The organism is Psychrobacter sp. BF1 (assembly GCF_019279065.1).
Classification (GTDB): domain Bacteria; phylum Pseudomonadota; class Gammaproteobacteria; order Pseudomonadales; family Moraxellaceae; genus Psychrobacter; species Psychrobacter urativorans.
In genome coordinates, this window is record NZ_JAGYWV010000008.1 from 83,338 (window position 1) to 106,352 (window position 23,015).

Genomic DNA, 23,015 nt, shown 5'->3' on the forward strand with positions numbered 1-23,015 from the left:
TGAATTAACGTTGCGTATGTCTCTTAACTGCTACTATAATCTGCCATATAAAAACACCAAAAATAATATAAAAAAGTAAGCTTACAAATTCGAAACCCTTACTACCGCCTACAAATCTTGCAAAAGGTAAAAAATTTCTAGCTCCAGTGTTTAGCCATTCAGTTATACAATCTAAATATAATGGTAAAGCATAAGTTCTATATTGCATCTCATTTTGGTAAGTCCGCAGTAAAAATGTATACACAATTATAAATAAGATTAAATATAGTATTGGCCAAATGTAGCTAGTTCCAAAATTTGATATTATTCTATTAAAAAACAATATAACTCTTTCTGAACAATCACCTTTATTCTCTCTTAACTCTCTTCTATAAGCATTCATTTCTTTAACAAAATATTTATTAGCTTCAATTTGATTACTTGCGTTATCAAAAGAACTTTTCACAATTCTAAACGTTTCGCGTTTGGTATTTAATGAGTCAATCTTTACACCTAGAAAATTAGGCTTATCTTTTAGATTCGTTTTTGAAAAATCTAAACCTGATTTGAAATTAGCTTCCCTAAAACTCGAGAAGTCTAGAAATGTCACATGTTCAAATATAGTTATAAAACTTATATTATCTTTCTTATCTATTGACCCAAATTTTACCTCTTCAAACCCTGCAAAATCACTAAAAATGCTTTTACTAAATTTTGCTTTGATGAACTTACTTTGAAACGTATCGAATATCTTTTCTACATTAGAGTTAGTAAACTTAAAATTTTCGATACTTGTACTTTTTATTTCGAGCTTAGATTCAAACTTAGTGTCTATTATCTCTAAATTTCCTATTATTAAATCAGATTTTTGGAGTTTACAACCTAAATTTCTAATTTTTTGAAGATAATCTTCACTAAAACCATTTAATTTTAAATCTTTTTCAAATACACAGTTATTTATTATTAAATCATCAAAAATATAACGTTCTTCTATCTTTTCTATATTTATTTTCTCATTAGTTTGTGGATTAGTAACACTTTGGTTCTCTAATATACTCAGTGGATCTGAAAAACTAAACAAGAATTTCTTGAATACTAAATCTCGAATATTTAGTTTATCTAGGAAATTGCATTCCTTGAATAAATTGCATAATACTGCTTCATTTTCATTTGAGGGTATTACGTAAACTTCTTTATCGAAAGTACAGTCTAAATAACGATATCTATCATTAAATTTATTTTTAGAAAATGGCTTGATAGAAAGACTCTTTTGAAAAATACAGTCTTCAAAATAAACATTATTATTTATTCTAAAATTATTGGATTTAAATTTACAATTTATAAAATCTATCCTACCCATTCTCCATAATATCTCACGAATTTCACTTTCAAGATACTTTAAATTATCGTCATTAGGAAAAACAATGTTCTCAATTACGATATTTATATTTCCCAGTCTTTCACTTAAAGTGCCAGAAACTCCTGAATACTCTCCGACTGCCAAATGAACGTGCAACTCCTTAATATCTTCATCTAACTCATAAGCTTCTTGCTCACTCGTACATTCATACCGTAACTCTTCAAGTTTAATGAAAGTTTCTGCTGCTATATACTCGCCCAGTATTTCATAGAATTTCATCAAGTAATTATGTGACTTATCCCCCATTTCGTCATCGTTCTGACAATCTGATTCATATTCACAGAGTAGTTTTGAAGCTTTATCACTGAAATCCATAGACTGACTTTGCATACAGTTGAATCCTTTGTTAAATCTAATTAATAACTTAAACTAAAGTTTACCCATATATTAAATCAGAACATCCTAACCCAACAAAGAACTAATCTCGACCTCTGCTCGCAAGCCATCAACTGCCATATTGATCCTATTTGATAACTCAATTTCTTCTTTACTATAATCATCCCTTTTAAATAGCGCCCTCGACTTCCTAGCCGCCTTAATATAAGCACTATTCTTATACAGCGCCGCAGTGACCTCAGCATTGATAGCCGTGATCTGACTCAGATAAGACTCTAATGTACGATTGTTAGTGCTGAGCAACCTAACCGTATTTTCCAGCTTTTCTGAATTATCTAAAATGGACTGTATTTTCTCGATCAGTACCTTATCTTGCTGCGCAAACTTGCTAGTATTGGCACGCGACTTAAAGGCCGAAAAAGCAATCATAGGCACGATCATAATAACCAGCACTATCACATAGCTCAGAAGGCTAGTACCGCTACCGCCCAACGCTAACAGTAAGAACCAGATGACCATTATGGTCAGTAGCCCGGCCATAATGCCAGTGAAGACGGTGAATGATGGAAACCAAGTTTTCAACCGAGCGGCTTTAGTGAAGCCAAGACCATCGATAGTATCAACTTGGCTATCAATCTTATCAGTGCTTTTGATCGCTTCTATCACCGTTCTTACCCTAGTCGGGTCAGTAACTAAGCGGCTGCTAGTCTTTAGCTCTTTTAGGATCAAAGCTATATTTTGTTCCAACTTAGCGATGCCAAGATTGATCTTCTCTTGCAGTTCAGTGACTTTATTAAAGATAAAGCTATATTGCTCATAAGTATTATCGTAGGAGTGTCTACTTTTTATTGAGTTTTCATGATTGCCTAAAGTCGCTACATATAATAGAGCACTTTTAGAGGGACTCTCATAGTACTCTTCTCTATCATAATCAATATTGGAGTAGGTCTTTAACTGACGATATTTTGGCGAGTCCTGCATCCTGCTGCGATAGAATAAATAGCTAGGAATAGCTAGTAGCAATAGGATAATGAGCAGTTTGAAATAAATACTATCCATAAGCAGGTTCCGGTTTAAATGAGGTGTTATGAATAGTGGGGATTGTTAATAATTGATTAAAAACATCATGACTCTCGACGTTTCTATGCCTAGGGTGCGCCGTGCGCCCCATTAACAGGGTTCTAACTAACTATTGGACGCACAGCGCACCCTACAAAAGCTTAAAAATATGGCTTATTATAGATTTTATAATAAGCCACACTACTGATAATAATGCAGGCTTAACCTACAAAGCCTTTAACTCTTCCATCTGGGCGGTCATCGCTGTCAACTGCCCTTCTAACTCAGCCAGTTTTGCTTTCTCAGCTTCTACCACTTCGACAGGCGCTTTACTGACAAAGCCTTCATTACCTAGCTTACGGGCGATACCTTCCGCTTGTCCTTTTAGCTTGTCATATGACTTGCCCAAACGAGCTAACTCAGCGGTTGGATCGATCAGCCCTTTCATAGGCACTAATATGCGTAGCTGTCCAATCATGCTCGATGAGGACAGTGGCACCTCATCACCAGCTTTTAGGATCGTTAAGCTCTCTACTTTTGCTAGTGCCTTAAACTGATTAGCGATACGGGCTAGGCGCTCATCTTCCGCTTGCGAGATGTTTTGTAATAACACAGGCAGACGTACCGCATTGCCCAGCTTCATCTCACCACGAATGTTACGCACGCTCGCAATTAGCTGTTGTAACCAGGCCATATCAGCTTCGGTTTGCTCACTGATTTGTGTGGAGTCAGTTTTTGGATAGCTAGCGATAACGATGCTCTCAGTAGCCTTGCGATCTAATAGCGGTGCAATAGTTTGCCAAATCTGCTCAGTGAGATACGGCATAATAGGATGAGTAAAGCGTAGCGCCGTCTCTAAGACATGTAGCAGTACATAGCGGATTTGCGCCTTGCGCTCAGCAGATACTGAGTCATCATTCAAGCTCGCTTTGGCAAGCTCAACATACCAATCACAATACTCATTCCAGATAAACTCATAGATATCGTGGCTGACCATATCGAGGCGATACTGAGCGAAATGCTGATGGATATTTTGGATACTAGAGTTCAGACGGCTCATGATCCAGCGCTCAGGTAACTCCCAAACTTCTGGGCGAGCCATTTGATCGATAGGCTTAGCCGTACCTTCACTATCGACGCAGTTCATCAATACAAAGCGACTGGCGTTCCAGATTTTATTACAGAAGTTACGATAGCCCTCAACTCGTTTTAGATCGAAATTGATATCACGGCCAGTACTAGCTAAAGAGGTAAAAGTAAAGCGTAGTGCATCAGTACCGAAGGCTGGGATACCTTCAGGGAACTCTTTACGGGTTTGCTTTTCAATTTTAGCCGCGTCTTTCGGGTTCATCATATTGCTAGTGCGCTTATTGACTAGCGTCTCAAGATCGATACCATCGATGATATCGATAGGATCGAGCACGTTGCCTTTAGATTTAGACATTTTTTGTCCAAAGCTATCCCGAACTAGACCATGCACATAAACGGTCTTAAACGGTACTTGCGGTGTGCCATCTTCGTTTTTGACAAAATGCATGGTCATCATGATCATGCGGGCTACCCAAAAGAAGATAATGTCGAAGCCCGTGACCAACACGCTAGTAGGATGGAAAGTCTCCATCACTTTTGCATCGGCATCGGCATCAGCCCAACCCAAAGTACTAAAAGTCCAAAGACCCGAGCTAAACCAAGTATCGAGGACATCCTCATCTTGGCGCAGTTTAATGCTCTGGGCTAAACTATATTTGCTACGCACTTCTGCTTCATCACGTGCCACATAGATATTGCCCTCTTCGTCATACCAAGCTGGGATACGATGTCCCCACCATAGCTGACGGCTAATGCACCAGTCTTGCAGATCATTCATCCAAGCCATATACATATTTTTATATTGCGCTGGCACAAACTCGATACTACCGTCTTCTACCGCATCAATGGCTGGCTTAGCTAGCTTGTCTACTGCCACGTACCATTGATCGGTCAACCAAGGCTCAACGATAACGCCACTACGATCACCACGTGGCGCTTTAAGTGCGTAGTCCTCGATATCTTCTAGCCAATCCTCTGCCTTGGCTTGTTCGACTACTTGCTTACGGGCAGCAAAGCGTTCCACGCCAGCGTAAGGGCTACCATTATGGTCAGTTGGCGTGGCTTCAAGCTCAGGGTCACGAGTTTGCAGATCCGGATACACTTCCATATCCGCTAAGATATTAGCGTGTCCATCAAGAATATTAATCAATGGCAACTCATGACGGCGACCCAATTCATAGTCATTAAAGTCATGAGCAGGAGTGATTTTTACACAGCCCGTGCCGAATTCAATATCGACATAATCGTCAGCTACGATAGGGATTACTCTTCCGGTAACGGGCAAAGTAATGGTTTTGCCCACTAAATGCGCATAGCGCTCATCGCTAGGATTAACTGCTACTGCGGTATCACCTAACAAGGTTTCAGGGCGAGTGGTCGCTACTACTAGATAGTTTTTGCCATCTTGAGTGGTTATATCTTTATCAGTGAAACAATAGCGGAAATGCCATAACGAGCCTTTTTCATCATGGTTCTCTACTTCTAAATCCGACAAAGCAGTCTGAAACTTAGGGTCCCAATTGACTAGACGCTTACCGCGATAAATTAGGCCATCATCAAACAGACGTACAAACACCTCTTTTACTGCATTAGATAAGCCATCATCCATAGTGAAGCGTTCACGGCTCCAATCAACAGAGCTGCCCAAACGACGAATTTGAGTAGTGATATTATCACCCGACTCTTCTTTCCACTCCCAGACTTTATCAATAAAAGCCTCACGGCCTAAGTCATGGCGCTTGATACCTTCAGCATTGAGACGACGCTCAACCACCATTTGGGTGGCGATACCAGCATGGTCAGTACCTGGTTGCCATAGCGTATTGTCACCATCCATCCGATGATAACGAGTTAGCGCATCCATAATGGCATTATTAAAGCCATGACCCATATGTAGCGAGCCTGTGACGTTCGGCGGTGGCAAGGCAATAGAGAAGGACTGTTCTTTATCAAATGTCGGGGCAAAATAACCGCTTTCTTCCCAACCTTGATACATGCCAGCTTCAACATCGCTTGGACTATAGGCGTTTTCAAGTTGGTTTAAGGCCGCTTGAATAGATTGGGTTAAGTTGGTTTTGTTAGTGGGATTGCTCATAATAAAAAATTCTTATGGTTAATAATGGAGGTGGTAAAAAATGGATATAAAAAATTTAAAATAATTGATAAAGTGATTTTAACGCAGATGACAGAATTTTGTTAGCGCTTAGCTAATTTAAGCGTATAGCCGCTTAAAAATAGCGTCTATTTTTTGCTTATTACGATCTAACCACCGCTGCTAACTGTAGAGTAATAGCTATTTTCTAACTATAACTAATAGGTCTTTAAAGTCATTATAGCCTGTTTACAGATAGCCTATATGTCGATCATCAATGCCCTGTATATTTAGCGCTATGGTAAAAGGTTAACAACAGTAGATAGATAAGCATAGTAGAGAGGTAAAATCAGTTAAGTCACCCGATAAACAATTAACAACAGCAATCGGTTTAACACTCAACATAATAGACAGCGCTTATGCTCTAAAATAGACGTTGCTAAGCTTAAAGCTATCCTCTTATAAACAGCGAGCTGCCTGTGACCAAAACTCCTGAGTCAACCCCTAGTAAGTCAAGCGCCCTCAACGCAAACAGCGATGAGTCAACCGCTATTGAGTCAAAATCAGCTAAACTCGCTTGCGACTCTCAAGTCATTAGTGCTCATGCTAGTGGCGACCGTGACAACAGTCAAATCAACGAAAATAGTGCTATGTCCGTTACTGAGCCGGTTACTGAGATCGTCACTGAGGCTGTCACTGAAAATCTAAAAGACGAAGATTTTTCTGAAGGCATTAGTGAGGAAGATAAAGAAGCGATTAAAAAAGTCGCTAACGATGACAATGTCAGCGCGCCTAAAAGCTATGCCAGCATCTTAGTTGAGCAAGTCATTGATGCTAACGAAACCTTTAATCGCTCTTTAGGGTCGCTGTTTACTAGTGCTTTTACCGCAGGTCTGGAGATAGGCTTTAGCTTGTTTGTCATTTTGTCAGCCTTTGCACTCTTGAGCGAAGTTCTACCGAGTCATTACGCTATGGTATTGGCCTCGCTACTCTATCCACTCGGCTTTATTATCGTCGTTATCGGTCAATCCCTATTATTTACTGAGCAAACCTCGTTACTTAGTCTACCAGTCCTCAACGGCATAGAGCCACTGCGAAAACTGCTGCGGCTTTGGGGTATTGTTATCGCTGGTAATGTCGTCGGTGGCTGTCTATTTGCAGCCTTAGTGATCGGCTTAGGGATTAATATGGAGCTGTTCAGCAGCGCTGATATAGATGCTTATGCACAGCACGTATTAGATTTTGAGTGGCGGGTGATCTTTGGGAGTTCAATCCTAGCCGGTTGGATGATGGGGGTTGCCGCTTGGCTAGTGACTTCGGCACGCGACACTCTAAGCCGTATTTTACTAGTGTCTTTGATTACTGGTAGCATTGGCTTTTTGGGCTTGCATCACAGTATTGTGGGTAACATCGAAGTGTTTTCGGCCTTAGTATATGGTCATACAGTGAGCTTGCTGAGCTACTTATATTTCTTAGGGATTGTACTAGTCGGTAATACTATTGGCGGCGTAGTATTCGTAGCTATTCTTAAAAACCGCACCTTTTTATTTGATTTTGAACAGAATAAACAGCAAGCTAAGGATGAAAAAAGACATAAAGCGGCACGGATGAATTCACGGCTACGCTAGCAGTTGTCAGCTATCAGTTGTGAGGTATGAAAAGTAGTGAATGAGTAGACTTGTCTAGCTATGTATCTATCTATCTAACTAGCTATCTAACTGTGTGTCTGAGTACTAACTCATAAAAAATGCCACAAGCTTAAGGGTTAGCTTTGTGGCATCGTTGGTCATTATAAAATCGTTATTGCAGTGTGTTAGCTGGTTCTTTTGTTATTTAGCACTTAATGCTTATCACTTAAGGATTAATACTTACTACTGCTGTGCCATAAGCGATAGCTTCTACCATACTGCCAAGCTGGTTAATATTGCTAACTTCAAGGCGTAAACCATAAATGTGGTTATAACCTTTAGCATGAGCTTGGCTACGCATACGCACTACTGCCTCACGACGTGCTCTATCTAGCAAAGTCTCATAAGTGGTTAGGTTTTTGCCAAATAGACTCATCACTCTAGCAATGATCATCTTAAAATAATCTTGGGCAATAACGACACTACCTAATACCAGCTCGCCTTGGCTATGATCAGCTAATGCTGGCTGATAAAAACGTTCCGTAGAAACGATCACGTGACTTACTTGTTGTTCAGAGATCGCAAGTCGTGCTAAATGTTGACGCTCATGACGTGAGCCAAAGAACCAGCCGACCACAAACAATATAACAAGCGGCGCATAATTAAACAGCACTTGGGTAACAGAGTTATTCATGGCTTGTCTCTTATCATAAAAAGCATTAGCTGTTTAACTAATCAACTAGCCAAAAGGATTAAAACGCGGTAAATCTTCGGCAGGTGCTGGCGCTTGATCTGGCGCACTTGGGTACTGGCTTGCTTGATCATGAGGAGCGCTGGGTGGCTGATAATGCGTAGCTTGTTGCTGCTGAAGAGCTACTACTTTGACTGCCGTACCATAGACGAACAGCTCAGCGGCTCCTTGAGCAATGCTTGAGGTTGAGAAACGTAGACCCACTACCGCATCAGCGCCTAAAGCTTCCGCCTTAACTATCATACGATCGATGGCTTGTTGGCGAGACTCGTCTAACAGCTCAGTATAAGCCGTCAACTCACCACCAACGATGTTTTTTAGTCCAGCAAATAAGTCTTTACCTACGTGCTTTGAGCGCACAGTACTACCATAAACCACATCTAAACGCTCAGTGATTTGGTAATTAGGCAAGTGCTCAAGATTGGACAGTTGAATATTACTCAATTAATAAACCTCATCGATTATATGTTTACAGAGTGCATCTAGATAAGCGTGTTCTGAACTTTTATTAGTACTGCCTAAGCGCATCGTTGCTATGGTTTTTATAATAAAAACACTGTCGTGCAGCCCACCACGCTCAAAGTTACTAATATAGTAGCTAGTAATAACTTATTGATAGGTAACTTTTTGCTTAATAGGCGCGTCTATTCACTATCAGTAGCTAACTATCAGCAACTAGTCATTAGTATGGAACAATAAAAACAACTCAGTTAAATTGCCTTCGATACTATTGGCCATTTGCGCCATTTTGTCTTCATCGCTACGCATCTGTAATAGCTCAGGGTCTTCATCGTCGATACCACTAAGTACAATCATAGGCAAAGTCAATACTGCCACATCTTCAGCGGTATCTTCGTTTTGAATCCAATCGCTGGCTTCATCACCATACATGGCATCGACAAAACCAATCGACCAAGCAACGATATCAGATTCCTCAGAGAAATCGAAGTCTACTTCTTCATTACCGACATCTTCACTAAACGGTAGCTCGATAGGTGTCTCATTTTTTAGCTCGTCCATAATCGACTTGCGCCAGCGCTTAACACCGTCAACCACGTTTTCTGGAAGCTTACTCACTTGACCTTCAAACAGTGCGTCTAGCCAGTTCGGTAATGCAGGACCGATAATCGTAGCAGTTAAGAAACCATGCATAGCCACACTATCCAGCACATATTGGCTCTCTTGGTTATCCAAGTAGTCTAATAATTCGTCAAAGCTCATTGGATTACTCATATTACAGTGGTCCTTACATCCGTACAGTAACGCTGCGAACTCAAGAATCAGCTTGGTTCACAACATATCATCTGTCAAATGGGAAAATATTATCATAAAAGAGAGATAGCAAAAATAGGTAAAATAACCGTCTTAATACAGTAACTAGCTTAGCATAACTTAATTGTGATAAGGGATTGGATAGTGACATCTATAGCTATTTTGATAGTCAATATAACTACTTTGATAGCTTATTTAAATAAGATGAAAATCCTTTATGCTAATCTTCCCAATCATCACCATCTTCATCAAAGTTATCTAAATCATCAAGCTCGTCTTTTAGCTCTTTAGCCAGACGTTTTTCTTCTAATAAATTGTCAATCAAGCGTCGTTTTTCTAGGCTGCTTAAACGCGTACGCACACTAGTCTCTGCTTCTTCAACCATCTTTGCATCATCATCATCGCTAAAATCATCGTCAAAATCATCGTCGATATCAGCATCGCTCATGGCAAGCTCCTGTCAGTAGTAAAAGGGTAAAAAACATAGATACCTATGCCTTATAAAGTCTCTATGAGACGTTGTCAATAGTTTTTGCATTTATCGTTAGTTTGCTATTAGCGCCGTGCGGCGCTGCTAGCTATTTTTATCACTCATTCCCAGTCATTAATACGGCATTACGCACATCTGCTAAGCGCTGAATCATAGCATCATTACCACCTTCAAATACGGCACATTCACGTTCATAAACGGTGGTTGGGCGCTTGAGGCTATAGACTTTGACATGATGAGCAATTTGCTTCAGCCCCTCATTAGGTAGCAAGATCAGCATCTGCTCTTTTTTTCCCACACTTTTGAGCAATTGTGCCATGGCTTCGCTTTGCGCTTCATCACTGACCCCAACCGTCACTGGCAAGGCAAATTTCGACAGCTCGATGTGCTTGTCATGAATGATTTTATTAAGCATCAAATACAGCTTACCCAACATCACTCCTGCCAGCGCAACTTTAGCATGACTGTTATTCGCTTTTAGTAATGCTACTGCACCATTACCTTCAAACTGAGGCTCATTAATCACGCTAACCCCTAATAACAAAGGCAACTGTAATAGCTCAGACAAAGCCTCATTAAATAGCTGGGTACATAGTGCCAGATAAGGCACACGCATTTCAGGCGCTAAGCGCTCTAGCATCTTGTATTCATCATGGAATCTAACTTGCACGCTTACGCTATCATAACTGCGCGAAGCAGACAATTTATTAGTAGCTATAACGGATTTTTGCGACTTAAAAGTTGGTTTTTGTAATAGGTCGATAGTGGTTTCAGTAGCTGATGAGCGACTATCAGCAGAGGCTAACGCCTGCTCCTCTACACTGCCAGTACCCTGTTGCGACTTGAGATAAGCATTGAGCTCGTTATGAATGACCGCAGTATTAACAGCGCTACCCGTACTTTTTCCTTTAGTAGATATAGGATTAGCACTGCTGTTGGGTGCTTTATTATTAGCGTCTTCCCTATCATAGGTTTTACTATCAGCATCTTCTGTATCAGCATTCGACTGTCGTCTGCTGTCTAACGAATTAGTTTTTGCATAAGTATCACGATGCAAGTTGTCAATTTCGCGACTTAAAGCGTTGATTTGCTGCTTAGTAGGACGAGCGATATAGCCGTAAGCGGCTAATAGTAATAAGTGTAACAATAGCGAGCCAATGACAAATGGCCACTGCATAGCGATAATCTCGCCTTTACTGATATCTTTTAAGGTTAGCGCCACACTGCCAATTACCGCATCACCCTTAGTCGCTTTCTGATCAATAGTGATGCCTTTTTGCATAGGTGCATTACCTACTGGCACCAAAATCTCATTATTGCTGTCTTTGATCACTAAACGCGCAACGTCCTGCTCGCTAGTATAACGATTGGCGATCACACTGAGGCTGACTCGGTCTTTATTCTCTAAAGACAGGCGTGCCTCATCGATCAACTGGGTGACCATTTGTTCGCCTTTGTGCGCCCGACTTTTGCTCAACTGTTGATCGGTACTGATCACCAATAACAGAGTTTGCAGACAAAAACTAACCAGAATAATAATGGCAAACAACCCTTGCCGCGGCGCTAAATACATCATGATAGAGTAGACTTATTTGAAGGAGAAAATTAAAAAACAAGACTTTCGCTTATTTTCCAGAAAAGTATGCTGCTTGTACTACTAGGGCGTGTTGAACACTCGACCACAGCAGTGACAAAATGACGATCTATTGCTCAAAGCCCTATTTTAACAAGCAAATAAGCGTACCTTATTATCATAACGCTTTTTTGTCGAGGGATTTACCTTTTATAATCAATAGTGTCTCATAATTAGTAACGGTTAATGTATAACCGCTTATAACAGCCATTATGATAAGCCAAGCTTACCAAACTATGGCAAAATTACTTCACAGCTCATCTATAGGCGCTACCTAGTAAAGCTGTTATTATTCCTAATCTTATCTGCGCATACAAGGGACAATTAAGCCATGGCAAAAAATACATCATACTCGTTACCAAAAGACAGCAAAGCCTGGCAACAGGCCGTCAATTCTATCGCGGAATTACTACCTGATGATATTAATTTGCATGATTTTGATGCGCTGCAATCTTTGCCTTTGTTTGCGTTGATAGTAGTGCTGCCGGTAGAAGTACCTACTCTAGACATTCATCAGTATGTACAGTCTTGGGTTGACGAGCAACCGAACTGGCATTTAGTGACTGTAGCCGAAGATAAAGAAGCCAGCTTTGTAGAGGTTCCTATTGAGCACACAATGACTAGCCCAGCTTATGTAACGGCAGGCGTCCGTATCCATAGCAGTAATGAGAATAATGCTAACAGTAGTAAGGTAGAACCCCATAACCCATCAGATAGCTCTGCAGCTCCTAACACTACTGCTAAGCCGGCGTTTGTCTCTGCGCAAGTTTTTCGTTATCTGTTAGTACCAGTCACCGATACCCTAATGCATGCTGGCAAAAAAGTAGCCGCTGCGCATATGATTGACGAGCAGCTGACTTCACGCCTACGCCATGACTTAGCAGAGCATCAACTGGCGCAAAACAATAGCCATTCTGCCAATACTTCAGCAAAACCTAGGCTCGATAACGCAGACTTAGTAGATTGTCATATTTTATCTATTGGCCATATGTTGCGCACCCATAAACTGGCTTGTTTCGATATGGACTCAACTTTGATTGAACAAGAGGTCATCGTTGAGTTGGCTAAGACTGCTGGGGTTGGCCAAGAAGTAGCCACCATCACTGAAGCGGCCATGCGCGGTGAGATCGACTTTGATGAGTCTTTTGCCCAACGAGTAGCGTTATTAAAAGGGGTTCCAACTTCAGTACTTGATGAGATTTGTGCACGACTCAGCCTATCGACAGGTGCTCATACTACTATCAGCGCTCTAAAAGCGTTAGGGTATCACACCGTACTAGTCTCTGGTGGCTTCACTTATTTTGCCCGCTATATCGCTGAGCAACTGGGCATAGATGAAGTCCATGCTAATAACCTAGATATCAGTGCAGGTGTAGTCAGCGGTCATGTTCAATTGCCTATTATCAATGGTGCCAAAAAAGCCGCTATCGTTGCCCATACCGCCGAACGCTTAGGTATCGCTATGTCGCAAGTAGTCTGTGTTGGAGACGGCGCTAATGATTTACCAATGATGGCTAGTGCTGACTTAGGGGTAGCTTACCGTGCTAAATCTATCGTACAAGCGCGTGCTGATGCTGCGGTGAATGTCACTGGCCTTGAAGGCGTCCTCTACGCTCTTGGCTATCCAGCATTTATTGCCAAACAGTCGTAAATATTTATAAGCTCAAGCAATTGCCCGACTATAGAGCGTTGCTTAAGCTGACCACTACCTACTGTTATCATTCCCTACTCTATAAGCTGAGTCAGCGATTATATCGTTCTCTCGGCTTATTTTTCACCCTTATTATGGTACAAGGAGTCGTCCATGACGGCATTGAAATCCCCACAGCAAGATGACTCGTTAGTAGAGCCATCCACTGTAACATCAACAAAGTCGTCAAGCTTGTCTCATGAGCCAGCACCCTCTAGTAAAGACGGCCCTAAGCAACTACTAGCGATATATATTAAAGGCATGACTATGGGGGCTGCGGATGTTGTCCCTGGCGTATCTGGCGGTACTATTGCCCTGATTGCTGGTATCTATGAGCGCTTGATCAATGCTATTAGTAGCATCGGTCCTCATCTGTGGTCAGTGTTCCGTCTGCAAGGCGGAGTCAAAGGCTTATTAGCCGTATGGCGTCAAGTTGATGCGACTTTTCTGTTGTTCTTATTGCTAGGTATTGGCACTAGTATTGTCACTTTGGCTGGTATTATTAAAGGCCTATTAGAGCATCAGCCGCTATTGATCTGGTCGTTTTTCTTTGGCTTAGTAGTTGCCACTGTACTTATTTTATTGACCGAGATTACTCGCTGGACTGTAGCACGAATGGGTCTATTCATTATCGGTGCGATTGCAGCAGTAGCTATTAGCAGTCTGCCCTTGCTGACTACTACTCCAAGCTTACCTTACTTGTTTTTCGCTGGAGCCATAGCGATTTGTGCCATGATACTACCCGGAATCTCCGGCTCTTTTATTTTATTATTATTAGGCGCTTACGACACCGTGTTGGAGGCAGTACATAGCTTTAATCTAACTATTATCTTCACTTTAATGGCTGGCATGCTAACGGGGCTATTGTTATTTACTCGAATGCTTAAGTGGCTATTGTCACGCTATTATCAAGCGACTTTAGCGCTTCTGACTGGCTTTATCGCTGGCTCCTTAGTAAAAGTATGGCCTTGGAAAACTGATTCTTTAGGGACTTTAGCGACAGAAGCTACCCATAATGTCGCCCCTTGGCTATACCCTACTGGCCCTCATTGGTTAACGACTTTAGGCCTTATGTTAATAGGTGCTATATTAGTATCGTTGCTATCTTGGTGGGGTCATCGTAGCAGCTAATTCAAGCAATCTACTCACTAAAGCTAAGCTTAGTAGCTGTCAGTGCTAAGCTTGAAGACGCACTTACACCTCGCTAAAAAAGTGGCCTATTGCTGCTAAAAATAGACGTCAACGGTTGTCGCAAAGTCGCCTTTTAGCCTTTCGGTTTACCAGTAGAACTCTCATAATGGTGTTATTGAAATTCACCTTTTGCAGAGCGAGATGAATGATGCTTTTAACATTATTAGCTAGTAGCTACTTATCCAGCATGTCGATAGCCACCTTGAGCAGTGGCGCCCTATTGGGCTATGGCTTGTTAATCAGTCTAATCATGGCTATTGCGCTCTCTTCGCAGCGCTGGCTACTTTGGTACGTATTGGGCGGGGTGGTGTATTGGTTAGCCGTTGAGGTCATTCACAGCCTACTCATGAGCTGGACATTCCTAACAGAGTGGCATGGTTATGTCGCTGCTATGGGCATTAGCTGGCTACCTTTATTCGCTTGGGTGCTGTATCGAGCCCTACGCTATGATGATGTTAGTGCAGCTTTGCAACAGCAGCGTGAGATTGAAACAGCCCGTTATATTGAGCACAGTCCCATTTATGATGATGACTATACGCCACGTTTTGAATAGTATCTTCAGTAGTTAATTTGGCCTACTATTGATTAAAGACACGACTAATATTTAAAAACACCGCTGGTTTAGAGGCGGCGTTGGCTGATAACTATGGTTATCAAACTATGGTAAAAGCATGCGCCTACTATTGGCGCTTTTTTTATCGATTATTATTACTTTGTTACACATACTTAAAGCTGTCTACGCAAATACTAATGAGTAGCGGCTGAAGAATGAGTTATAATTTAACTATATGATTATAGTGATAATTGCTATAAAGTACGTTTTATTTTTAGCCACTTTTAGGAGTTTGACCATGTTTACTGTTCCTGTTTTGGATGTAAAATCTGATCCTTTAGATGTACTATTAGCGGTAGTTGGTTATCGCTTGTCTATGCTTGCTGATAGCAATAACGAAGACTTCAAAGCACTATTGACTGAGCGTAAGGTAACTATTGAGTTTGCAAGCGAAGAGTCTGATATTGCTCGTTACTTTAGCTTCGATAATGGTGAGTTTAGTCAGCGTAGTGGTCATGCTGAAAAAGCTGACTTAACTATCAATTTTAAAGATTCAATGACTGGTGTTAAGCTATTGACTAAAGGTAGCTTGCCGGCCTTTATGACTGCTGTTCAAGAAGGTAACTTAAGCATTGAGGGCGATTATAGTTTGCTAATGTGGTTCAATAAACTGGCAAAACATATCGTACCAGAGATCCCAGAAGAGCTAAAACCTCATATCCAAAATGCTAAGCCTTATGTTTATAAAGCCCAGCAGTTCGCTGAGCATTGGATCGGCTTTGCCAAGCATAAACTAGGTAAATAATTGCCCTAGTAGGTAGCTGCTGTATGACACGAAGCATTATTGCTGTCACTTAGCACTACTCTGCTGTTATTATAAAGGTTGCGGTATACTACGGTTGCTGCAACCTTTTTTTATGTGGTAATTTTTTTATAATCTAAATTTTTTATTTACTAATTAATAGTCGCTGTTACTATTAGTGCTACTCTTCTTATAAACCACGCTTTAGTTTTTGAATAACTCAATACACCCTAATGAAATTTTATTATCGAAGCTTTTTCAAATGTTGTGCTACTTATTACCCAAGGATTTATCATGGCAGGATTGCTTAGTATTACCGAACCTACTCCTACTTCTACTCTCCCCAAAGGCAAATATTTCAATCCTGAAGCATTAGCTACAGAAGCTATTGAGCCTGTTAATAACTATAGCCGTGAGCAAGTCGCTCAGCTTTTTGAATTGCCATTGCTAGATTTATTATCGCAAGCCCAAGCCATTCATCGCCAACACTTCATCGCTAACGAGGTGCAAATTAGCACTTTATTATCGATCAAAACTGGCAACTGTCCTGAGGACTGTGGTTACTGCTCGCAGTCTGGTCATCATCGTGACAAAACTAAGCTACAAGCAGAAAAACGCTTAGAGATTGATAAAGTTATTGCTGCGGCCAAACGTGCTAAAGCGACTGGCTCATCACGGTTTTGTATGGGTGCCGCTTGGAAACATCCAAGTGCCAAAGATATGCCTTATGTAGTGGAGCTAATCAAAGAAGTCAAAGGTTTAGGGCTTGAAACCTGCATGACCTTGGGTATGCTCAACCCTGAACAAGCAGGCCAATTAGCCGATGCTGGATTAGACTATTATAATCATAATCTCGATACTTCTAGAAGCTACTATGAGCAAGTGGTAAGTACGCGCAGCTATGATGATCGCTTAGATACTCTGAACAATGTGCGTGATTCAGGTATTAATGTCTGTAGTGGCAATATCGTCGGTATGGGTGAAAGCCGTGATGATCGTGTAGATTGGTTATACGAATTACTCAAAATGCCTAAGGCTCCTGAATCTATCCCTGTCAACTTACTAGTTCCTATTGCTGGCACACCGATAGGCGATAAAGTACTAGCAGAAGGTGAGCTATCTGTGCTTGAGTGGATTCGCACTATTGCGGTAACTCGTATTTGTTGCCCTACTAGCTATGTGCGCCTATCAGCCGGACGTGAGAGTCTATCTGATGCCGAGCAAGCCTTAGCCTTTATGGCAGGGGCTAATTCATTCTTTTATGGTGATAAGCTGTTAACCACTGGTAATGCCAGTCAAGCCAATGATGATCGCTTACTGCGCGAACTGGGCTTAACTAAGCAATTTGCAGCGCCAAAAGCTGCAAAACTATTGCCTGTGCTCGACGCTATGAGTGGTCATAAGTCACAAGTAGCACTGTCAAACTAAAGCAATCTGCGCTAAGCTTGCCCGCATTCAAATATAGCTATCAGCATATCGACATTAGGAAAATGAGTATGGCAGATTATTTTAATTGGGTTAAAGCGGCGCATGTTATCTCTGTGGTTTGTTGGTTTGCAGCTATTTTTTACTTACCAAGACTGTTTGTCTATCATGCAATGAGTGAAGACACTATTAGCCAAGAGCGCTTTGTTATTATGGAGCGTAAGCTGTATCGCGGTATCATGACGCCAGCGATGATCGCTACTTGGATTTTTGGTTTGTGGATGGTGATATCGGGCTGGGAAGTATACAAAACTCAAGGCTGGCTGCACGTTAAGATAGTACTAGTCATCCTGCTTTCAGGCTATCATGGCGCTTGTGGCTTCTATCGTAAAAAGCTAGTAGACAACCCACAGTATAAGTCTCATGTATTCTGGCGTTGGTTTAATGAAGTGCCAGTCTTTGCTTTAGTGATTATTGTGATTTTAGTAATAGTAAAACCTTTTTAAAGCTGATTTTACCGCAGCTAAGCTGTCCCCTATTAGTAAGGTGAAAGCTTAGTATAAGTCCTAAAAAAGCGTCCCTAGTTTATTAGCTATGGACGCTTTTTTGTTTAACCCTACAATGAAACCGACTGCTTTATAAAGCGGATACTCAAACTAGAGTTAATCCTAAATCAAAAGAGTACAGCCATTACCGCGTGCTAATGGTATGAATTTTTCTGGTGTGCTGCGTGCCCAGAGACTGCACAAAATTCATCCCAGTAGCACTTCATTGGTTAACCTAGTATTTTATAGTAGATCGACTATAGCTTAAATAATGGGGCGCATGATTTGGTAGACATTACTCAAGTCATAAACTCGATAACGTGCAGGCTCGCGGCGATTCTCGCCCGCATAACTGAGCATTAACGCTTGCTTGGCTGACTCATCAACCCAACCGACGAACAGACCACTGTGTTCGATACCTTTATAGCCGTGGTTAATATAATACAGCCAATCACCAATTTCAATCTCACTACTATTAGCATAAGGCCCTTCTCTATAAGTGCCTTTGTGTAGCGTATTACGGCTGACTCCAGCACGGTTAAACACGGCATTTAGATAGTCCCAGCAGCCACCTTGAATGATAGTACGTTCATTGAGCGCCATAGTACGTGCAATGCTGATCACCCCACGAGCCGCCTTGCTACTCTGTAATTCAGCAGTGCTGAGTAGTGGCAAATACTCACTATCTACATTGTCATAGTTGCCCGATAAGAACGCTGGTAGTACTGCTGGCGCTGCCGATACTTGAGGATAGCGATAACTACTAGGGGCGGAGGCCGTGATAGCAGCAGACGCAGTAATCTTGGAGCTACTAGTGTTTGACCAGCCAGAGGATACTACTGGCGACGCTACTGATACTTGAGGATAACGATAACTGCTAGCAGCAGAGGCGGTGATAACGCGAGATGCACTAGGTTTAGAACTACTAGGCTCATAGCTGTTAGGATTGGAGCTGTTGGGATTAGCGCTATTAAGGTTAGAGTTATTAGAGGTATAGCTAATAGCGTTAGAAGGGTTAAGGTTAGAGTTGTTAGAGGTATAGCTAATAGCGTTAGAAGGGTTAAGGGTAGAGTTGTTAGAGGCATAGCTATTAGAGCTAGAGCTGTTGAGGCTAGAGTTGTTAGCTTTGTAATTAGTAATATTACTATAAGTAGGCGTTGCTGCTGAAGGGGGCGCTGCACGTCGAATGCTTGAACTAGTACTAACCCTAGCGGCGGGTACTGGCAGCATAGTTTGTGTGGTTTTTTGAGCAATCATCTGGCTCATATCATCAGCGTGTCCAAAGCTTGGGACACTCAAAACAGACAAAGCCAAAATCGCTACTGGTATCAGATTTATGGTCTTAGATGAAACAGTTTTCGATGCAATCATCCATGTTAACGACATGATCAGCTCCTGGCAAAACAGCAAAAAAACAAAATCGCTAGGACATTAAATTCGGCAGCGATAAAGGTAGAAGCTGTAGTTATAAACTATTATAGGGGCAAGTCGCAAGTACTATTAGTTATTTGACAGGGATAGCAGGTATATAAAATCAGACCAAAGGTTTAGTCAGCATTGAGCTTAATATTGACAGAGCGTTTATTAATCACTTGCCCTTGTAGGATAGCTTTGGTGGCCTGCGCCTCTTGCATAGTATCGAAGCCAATGATGTGGTATTTGCAGCTATTATCAGCAGCAATAATTTGCAGTTGCTCGCCATGCACAGTGATTTGATCATCATCAGCTAGATGAATCTGCTCACGCTTGCCTTGATTATCATGGACTAATTCGCTATTGCGCACCCATAGAATACCGTTACTAATAACGCCACTCATAGCTTTTTTGCGCTGTTGGCGCTGGCGATTAAAGAAAAAGCTGCCAATAATAAGTAATGCTAGAGCGCCGATCGATAAGCGCTCCGGTAGCAGGCTCATAGCCAATACTACGGCTACTGCCCCTACCAACAGTGCTGAACCAAACCAAAATAGCCCGTTATCCCCTGCTGGCGGCTGCCCTTGCAAAGTGATTTTGGCACCATCATCAGTCAGTTTAAGCATGCAGTACTACCTATTAATTAGCGGATAAAACGTCTCAACTGCTGAATAAAACAAAATCACCAGTACTTACTACTACTTACCAGCCTAAAGCTGTTTTTTGCATAATGATAAGCTCAGCAATGCCTTTTTCAGCTAATGCTAACATATCATCTGCTTGCGCGCGGGTGAATGGCTTCTCTTCAGCAGTCCCTTGTAGCTCAATGAACTCGCCTTTTTGGGTCATCACTACGTTTAGATCAGTATCACAACTGGCATCTTCTTGGTAATTTAAATCCAAATATGCCACGCCATCTTTCATACCGACGGAGACCGCAGCCACTAAGCCAATTAACGGATCGGCTTTTAGTTTTTTAGTTTTTTGGATAGTTTCTAGGGCATCAATTAGGGCAATGGCTGCACCAGTGACACTAGCAGTACGAGTACCGCCATCTGCTTGGAGTACATCACAGTCAAGGTAGATGGTATTTTCGCCTAACTTGCTGAGATCTATCATCGCTCTTAGGCTACGACCGATCAAGCGTTGAATCTCTTGGGTACGTCCTGACTGCTTACCACGGGCAGCTTCGCGTTGATTGCGAGTATTAGTGGCGCGCGGTAACATGCCATATTCGGCAGTGATCCAGCCTTTACCTTTGCCTTTTAGCCAGCGCGGGACACCGGACTCAACACTGGCAGTACACAATACTTTAGTATCGCCAAAGCTGACCAACACTGATCCTTCAGCATGCTTGGTATAATGACGCTCAAAGCTGATCGAACGAAGTTGGTCTAGCTCACGGTTATCAATACGCATAAGGTATCCTAGTATAGAAATAATAAATAGTTTTAGAGGGCTAAACAATGAGTGATCATATATTTTCAATGACATAAACAGCGCTTGTTATCAGACAAATGCAGCCTTTACTGCTAGATATAGAGCTATTAACGACAATATCTTGTAATGATTGAGGACAAAATAACTGAGATATCCTAACGTGACCTCGATTCAATAGCAAGAAAAGCAGATAGCAGTGATACTTTATTAAGCCTAAATCCTAACTATAATCAACGGGAACTGCAACCGATTTAAACCCTAGCCAAGGTAAAATAAAACACTGCGGTGAATATCTAGGCCTGTTACTAGGGTTAAGGCTATAGCGACTACCAAAACTTATTCTAATAGCGCTATAGCTTTTTACAATTGCATTGCTGGTCTGACAACTGGTTGGTTGCAGCCCTAATTATTGGCTAAAAAATCACAGCAGCTGAGTTAATGGCTGATGGCTGATGACAAACGACAAACGATCAATATTTGATTATTCTAAGCCTTCCATCTTACGTAATTCTTTACGTAGTATTTTGCCTACATTAGATTTTGGTAGTTCAGTAACGAACTGTATGTGACGAGGACGCTTATAGCCAGTCAATTGTTTTTTGCCGAAATCTATTAGCTCTTGCTCAGTAACTTCGCCTTTTTTGACCACAAATAGCTTCGGATCTTCACCACGCTGATCGTTGGGTATGCCGATAGCTCCACACTCTAAGACTCCTGGATGCTCAGACATCACTTCTTCAATCTCATTGGGATAGACATTGAAGCCTGAAACAATAATCATATCTTTTTTGCGATCGACGATTTTAATAAAACCTTTTTCGTCCATGATGCCGATATCACCAGTTTTTAGGTAGCCATTAGCAGTAAAAGTTTCTGCGGTCTCATCCGGACGGTTTTGATAGCCAATCATCACTTGTGGGCCTTTTACACTAACCTCTCCACGCTCACCGATAGCCACTTCATTTTCTTCGTCATCGATTAATATGACATCAGTACTAGAAGCAGGTATGCCGATTTTGCCAGTGAACTCAGCGATGGTCATCGGGTTAAAGGCTACTACTGGCGAAGTTTCAGATAAACCATATCCTTCAACGATAGGTAAGCCGGTGATTTTGTGCCAGTCTTTAGCTACACTTGGCAATACCGACATCCCGCCACCGATAGCTGCTTTTAGATTAGAGAAATCTAAGTTTGCAAAGGCTTCTTTATGGACTAAGCCATTGAACAAAGTATTTACCGCTGGGATAAACGATGGCTTATATTTGCCCATCTCTTTGATGAGGCCATCTAGATCACGAGGGTTAGGAATTAATAGTCCCGCATAGCCTTTGTACATGCCATACATACCACAGACCATAAAGGAGAACACATGATAAAGTGGCAGTGCAGTCAAGATAACGTTATCAGCAGTAGCATCATCTTCAAAGGCGCTATTCATCAAAGCGTTAATCTGTAGCATATTGGCCACTAAGTTGCCATGCGATAACATAGCCCCTTTAGCAACGCCCGTAGTACCACCCGTATATTGTAACAATGCCACATCACTGAGGTTCAAGTCAGGGCGCTGATATGCGCTAGCTGACTCTTTACTCAAAGCCTCCTTAAAGCTAGTGCTATGGGGCAAGCTATAAGCAGGGATCATTTTTTTGACATAGCGAGCTGCTAGATTGATTACCGTGCCTTTTAGCAGACCCAGCATATCGCCCAGCTTACAGACCACTACATGCTTAACTGCGCCTTTGTCTTCGGCGTCTTCATAAGTTTTTGCAAAGTTCTCAACGATGAACAAAGCTTTAGAGCCACTGTCATGCAGCTGATGTGAAAGCTCACGGCTGGTATACATCGGATTGACATTCACTAGTACCATACCGGCACGAATAATACCCAAAGCCACCACCGGATACTGTAAGATATTCGGCATCATCACTGCGACTTTGTCCCCTTTGTCTAAGCCTAGAGATTGCAGATAACTGGCTATTTGGCGGCTATATAAGTCCAACTCTTTAAAGGTAATAGCAGCGCCCATACAGATATAAGCGGGCTTTTTACCATAGCGACGGAAGTTGCGCTCAAAGACTTCTAGTAGTGAGGTTTCGTCATCAGGCATGTCGATAGTCGCATCGATATTATAACGTTCATAAGCAGCGAGCCAAGGTCTATCGCTCGGAATATTCGGCATCGTAGGGAATTGGGTAGCGTGTGCCATC

The 23,015-nt window shown here is 41.7% G+C and carries 19 protein-coding genes; 7 read left to right on the top strand and 12 right to left on the bottom strand.

Translation table 11 applies throughout. From position 1 onward, the window contains the following. Nucleotides 1-4: 4 nt before the first annotated feature. The 3 genes from KZA12_RS10295 to KZA12_RS10305 all read right to left on the bottom strand — a co-directional run bounded on the left by KZA12_RS10295 (nucleotide 5) and on the right by KZA12_RS10305 (nucleotide 5,978). Nucleotides 5-1,729, bottom strand: a complete 1,725-nt coding sequence (locus tag KZA12_RS10295; protein ID WP_218690176.1) for a hypothetical protein — start codon at nucleotides 1,727-1,729, stop codon at nucleotides 5-7. A 72-nt stretch (nucleotides 1,730-1,801) separates the two neighbouring features. Continuing rightward, nucleotides 1,802-2,794 (bottom strand): hypothetical protein, encoded by a 993-nt coding sequence (locus KZA12_RS10300; protein ID WP_218690177.1) that lies wholly within the window; start codon nucleotides 2,792-2,794, stop codon nucleotides 1,802-1,804. A gap of 226 nt (nucleotides 2,795-3,020) precedes the next feature. After that, nucleotides 3,021-5,978, bottom strand: coding sequence for a valine--tRNA ligase (locus KZA12_RS10305; protein ID WP_218690178.1), 2,958 nt, complete (start codon nucleotides 5,976-5,978; stop codon nucleotides 3,021-3,023). A 476-nt stretch (nucleotides 5,979-6,454) separates the two neighbouring features. On the opposite strand from KZA12_RS10305, the gene KZA12_RS10310 reads away from it, so the two are divergent. Beyond that, nucleotides 6,455-7,603, top strand: a complete 1,149-nt coding sequence (locus KZA12_RS10310) for a formate/nitrite transporter family protein (RefSeq protein ID WP_373416612.1) — start codon at nucleotides 6,455-6,457, stop codon at nucleotides 7,601-7,603. A 226-nt stretch (nucleotides 7,604-7,829) separates the two neighbouring features. Here the strand turns inward: KZA12_RS10310 and KZA12_RS10315 are convergent, their stop codons facing one another. The 5 genes from KZA12_RS10315 to KZA12_RS10335 form a co-directional block, all read right to left on the bottom strand. After that, complete coding sequence (locus tag KZA12_RS10315) at nucleotides 7,830-8,297, bottom strand: YbjQ family protein (RefSeq protein WP_201623308.1); 468 nt, start codon at nucleotides 8,295-8,297, stop codon at nucleotides 7,830-7,832. Nucleotides 8,298-8,342: 45 nt separating this feature from the next. Beyond that, on the bottom strand, nucleotides 8,343-8,798 hold the full coding sequence (locus KZA12_RS10320; RefSeq protein WP_256932927.1) for a YbjQ family protein: 456 nt from the start codon (nucleotides 8,796-8,798) through the stop codon (nucleotides 8,343-8,345). A gap of 231 nt (nucleotides 8,799-9,029) precedes the next feature. Beyond that, nucleotides 9,030-9,587 carry a YecA family protein gene (locus KZA12_RS10325; RefSeq protein ID WP_201623307.1) on the bottom strand — a complete coding sequence of 186 codons (558 nt, stop codon included), beginning with the start codon at nucleotides 9,585-9,587 and terminating at the stop codon, nucleotides 9,030-9,032. 259 nt (nucleotides 9,588-9,846) lie between these two features. Beyond that, on the bottom strand, nucleotides 9,847-10,074 hold the full coding sequence (locus KZA12_RS10330) for a PA3496 family putative envelope integrity protein (protein ID WP_201623306.1): 228 nt from the start codon (nucleotides 10,072-10,074) through the stop codon (nucleotides 9,847-9,849). Nucleotides 10,075-10,213: 139 nt separating this feature from the next. Next, entirely contained in the window at nucleotides 10,214-11,692 is a 1,479-nt protein-coding gene (locus KZA12_RS10335) for a hypothetical protein (protein ID WP_218690179.1), read from the bottom strand. A gap of 388 nt (nucleotides 11,693-12,080) precedes the next feature. Between KZA12_RS10335 and serB the strand changes: the two genes are divergently transcribed. The 6 genes from serB to hemJ all read left to right on the top strand — a co-directional run bounded on the left by serB (nucleotide 12,081) and on the right by hemJ (nucleotide 17,916). Continuing rightward, entirely contained in the window at nucleotides 12,081-13,400 is a 1,320-nt protein-coding gene (serB, locus tag KZA12_RS10345) for a phosphoserine phosphatase SerB (protein ID WP_256932928.1), read from the top strand. A gap of 153 nt (nucleotides 13,401-13,553) precedes the next feature. After that, the gene (locus tag KZA12_RS10350) at nucleotides 13,554-14,570 is read left to right on the top strand and encodes a DUF368 domain-containing protein (protein WP_218690180.1); all 1,017 of its coding nucleotides are present in this window, start codon (nucleotides 13,554-13,556) and stop codon (nucleotides 14,568-14,570) included. Between the two features lie 205 nt (nucleotides 14,571-14,775). After that, nucleotides 14,776-15,183 carry an AciT family ciprofloxacin tolerance protein gene (gene aciT / locus KZA12_RS10355; RefSeq protein ID WP_256932929.1) on the top strand — a complete coding sequence of 136 codons (408 nt, stop codon included), beginning with the start codon at nucleotides 14,776-14,778 and terminating at the stop codon, nucleotides 15,181-15,183. Nucleotides 15,184-15,481: 298 nt separating this feature from the next. After that, on the top strand, nucleotides 15,482-15,988 hold the full coding sequence (locus tag KZA12_RS10360; protein WP_201623303.1) for an SCP2 sterol-binding domain-containing protein: 507 nt from the start codon (nucleotides 15,482-15,484) through the stop codon (nucleotides 15,986-15,988). A 291-nt stretch (nucleotides 15,989-16,279) separates the two neighbouring features. Then, nucleotides 16,280-17,413, top strand: coding sequence for a biotin synthase BioB (bioB, locus tag KZA12_RS10365; RefSeq protein ID WP_201623302.1), 1,134 nt, complete (start codon nucleotides 16,280-16,282; stop codon nucleotides 17,411-17,413). 68 nt (nucleotides 17,414-17,481) lie between these two features. After that, nucleotides 17,482-17,916, top strand: a complete 435-nt coding sequence (gene hemJ, locus KZA12_RS10370) for a protoporphyrinogen oxidase HemJ (protein ID WP_201623301.1) — start codon at nucleotides 17,482-17,484, stop codon at nucleotides 17,914-17,916. Nucleotides 17,917-18,219: 303 nt separating this feature from the next. On the opposite strand, the gene KZA12_RS14910 is transcribed toward hemJ, so the two are convergent. The 4 genes from KZA12_RS14910 to KZA12_RS10390 all read right to left on the bottom strand — a co-directional run bounded on the left by KZA12_RS14910 (nucleotide 18,220) and on the right by KZA12_RS10390 (nucleotide 23,014). After that, a complete protein-coding gene (locus KZA12_RS14910; protein ID WP_256932930.1) occupies nucleotides 18,220-19,341 on the bottom strand; it encodes a hypothetical protein in 1,122 nt (373 codons plus the stop codon). Between the two features lie 161 nt (nucleotides 19,342-19,502). Beyond that, a complete protein-coding gene (locus tag KZA12_RS10380; protein ID WP_201623299.1) occupies nucleotides 19,503-19,994 on the bottom strand; it encodes a hypothetical protein in 492 nt (163 codons plus the stop codon). A 76-nt stretch (nucleotides 19,995-20,070) separates the two neighbouring features. Continuing rightward, the gene (rph, locus tag KZA12_RS10385) at nucleotides 20,071-20,787 is read right to left on the bottom strand and encodes a ribonuclease PH (RefSeq protein WP_201623298.1); all 717 of its coding nucleotides are present in this window, start codon (nucleotides 20,785-20,787) and stop codon (nucleotides 20,071-20,073) included. A 502-nt stretch (nucleotides 20,788-21,289) separates the two neighbouring features. After that, nucleotides 21,290-23,014: an AMP-binding protein gene (locus KZA12_RS10390; protein ID WP_218690181.1), complete on the bottom strand. Its 1,725-nt coding sequence runs from the start codon at nucleotides 23,012-23,014 to the stop codon at nucleotides 21,290-21,292. Nucleotide 23,015 lies beyond the last annotated feature (1 nt).

Coding starts and splice junctions, on each gene's coding strand:
- serB (WP_256932928.1), top strand. CDS start 12,081: ATGGCAAAAAATACATCATACTCGTTACCAAAAGACAGCAAAGCCTGG.
- bioB (WP_201623302.1), top strand. CDS start 16,280: ATGGCAGGATTGCTTAGTATTACCGAACCTACTCCTACTTCTACTCTC.
- hemJ (WP_201623301.1), top strand. CDS start 17,482: ATGGCAGATTATTTTAATTGGGTTAAAGCGGCGCATGTTATCTCTGTG.
- KZA12_RS10350 (WP_218690180.1), top strand. CDS start 13,554: ATGACGGCATTGAAATCCCCACAGCAAGATGACTCGTTAGTAGAGCCA.
- KZA12_RS10390 (WP_218690181.1), bottom strand. CDS start 23,014: ATGGCACACGCTACCCAATTCCCTACGATGCCGAATATTCCGAGCGAT.
- KZA12_RS10295 (WP_218690176.1), bottom strand. CDS start 1,729: ATGCAAAGTCAGTCTATGGATTTCAGTGATAAAGCTTCAAAACTACTC.
- KZA12_RS14910 (WP_256932930.1), bottom strand. CDS start 19,341: ATGTCGTTAACATGGATGATTGCATCGAAAACTGTTTCATCTAAGACC.
- KZA12_RS10335 (WP_218690179.1), bottom strand. CDS start 11,692: ATGATGTATTTAGCGCCGCGGCAAGGGTTGTTTGCCATTATTATTCTG.
- KZA12_RS10325 (WP_201623307.1), bottom strand. CDS start 9,587: ATGAGTAATCCAATGAGCTTTGACGAATTATTAGACTACTTGGATAAC.
- aciT (WP_256932929.1), top strand. CDS start 14,776: ATGATGCTTTTAACATTATTAGCTAGTAGCTACTTATCCAGCATGTCG.
- KZA12_RS10315 (WP_201623308.1), bottom strand. CDS start 8,297: ATGAATAACTCTGTTACCCAAGTGCTGTTTAATTATGCGCCGCTTGTT.
- KZA12_RS10360 (WP_201623303.1), top strand. CDS start 15,482: ATGTTTACTGTTCCTGTTTTGGATGTAAAATCTGATCCTTTAGATGTA.
- rph (WP_201623298.1), bottom strand. CDS start 20,787: ATGCGTATTGATAACCGTGAGCTAGACCAACTTCGTTCGATCAGCTTT.
- KZA12_RS10380 (WP_201623299.1), bottom strand. CDS start 19,994: ATGCTTAAACTGACTGATGATGGTGCCAAAATCACTTTGCAAGGGCAG.
- KZA12_RS10330 (WP_201623306.1), bottom strand. CDS start 10,074: ATGAGCGATGCTGATATCGACGATGATTTTGACGATGATTTTAGCGAT.
- KZA12_RS10300 (WP_218690177.1), bottom strand. CDS start 2,794: ATGGATAGTATTTATTTCAAACTGCTCATTATCCTATTGCTACTAGCT.
- KZA12_RS10305 (WP_218690178.1), bottom strand. CDS start 5,978: ATGAGCAATCCCACTAACAAAACCAACTTAACCCAATCTATTCAAGCG.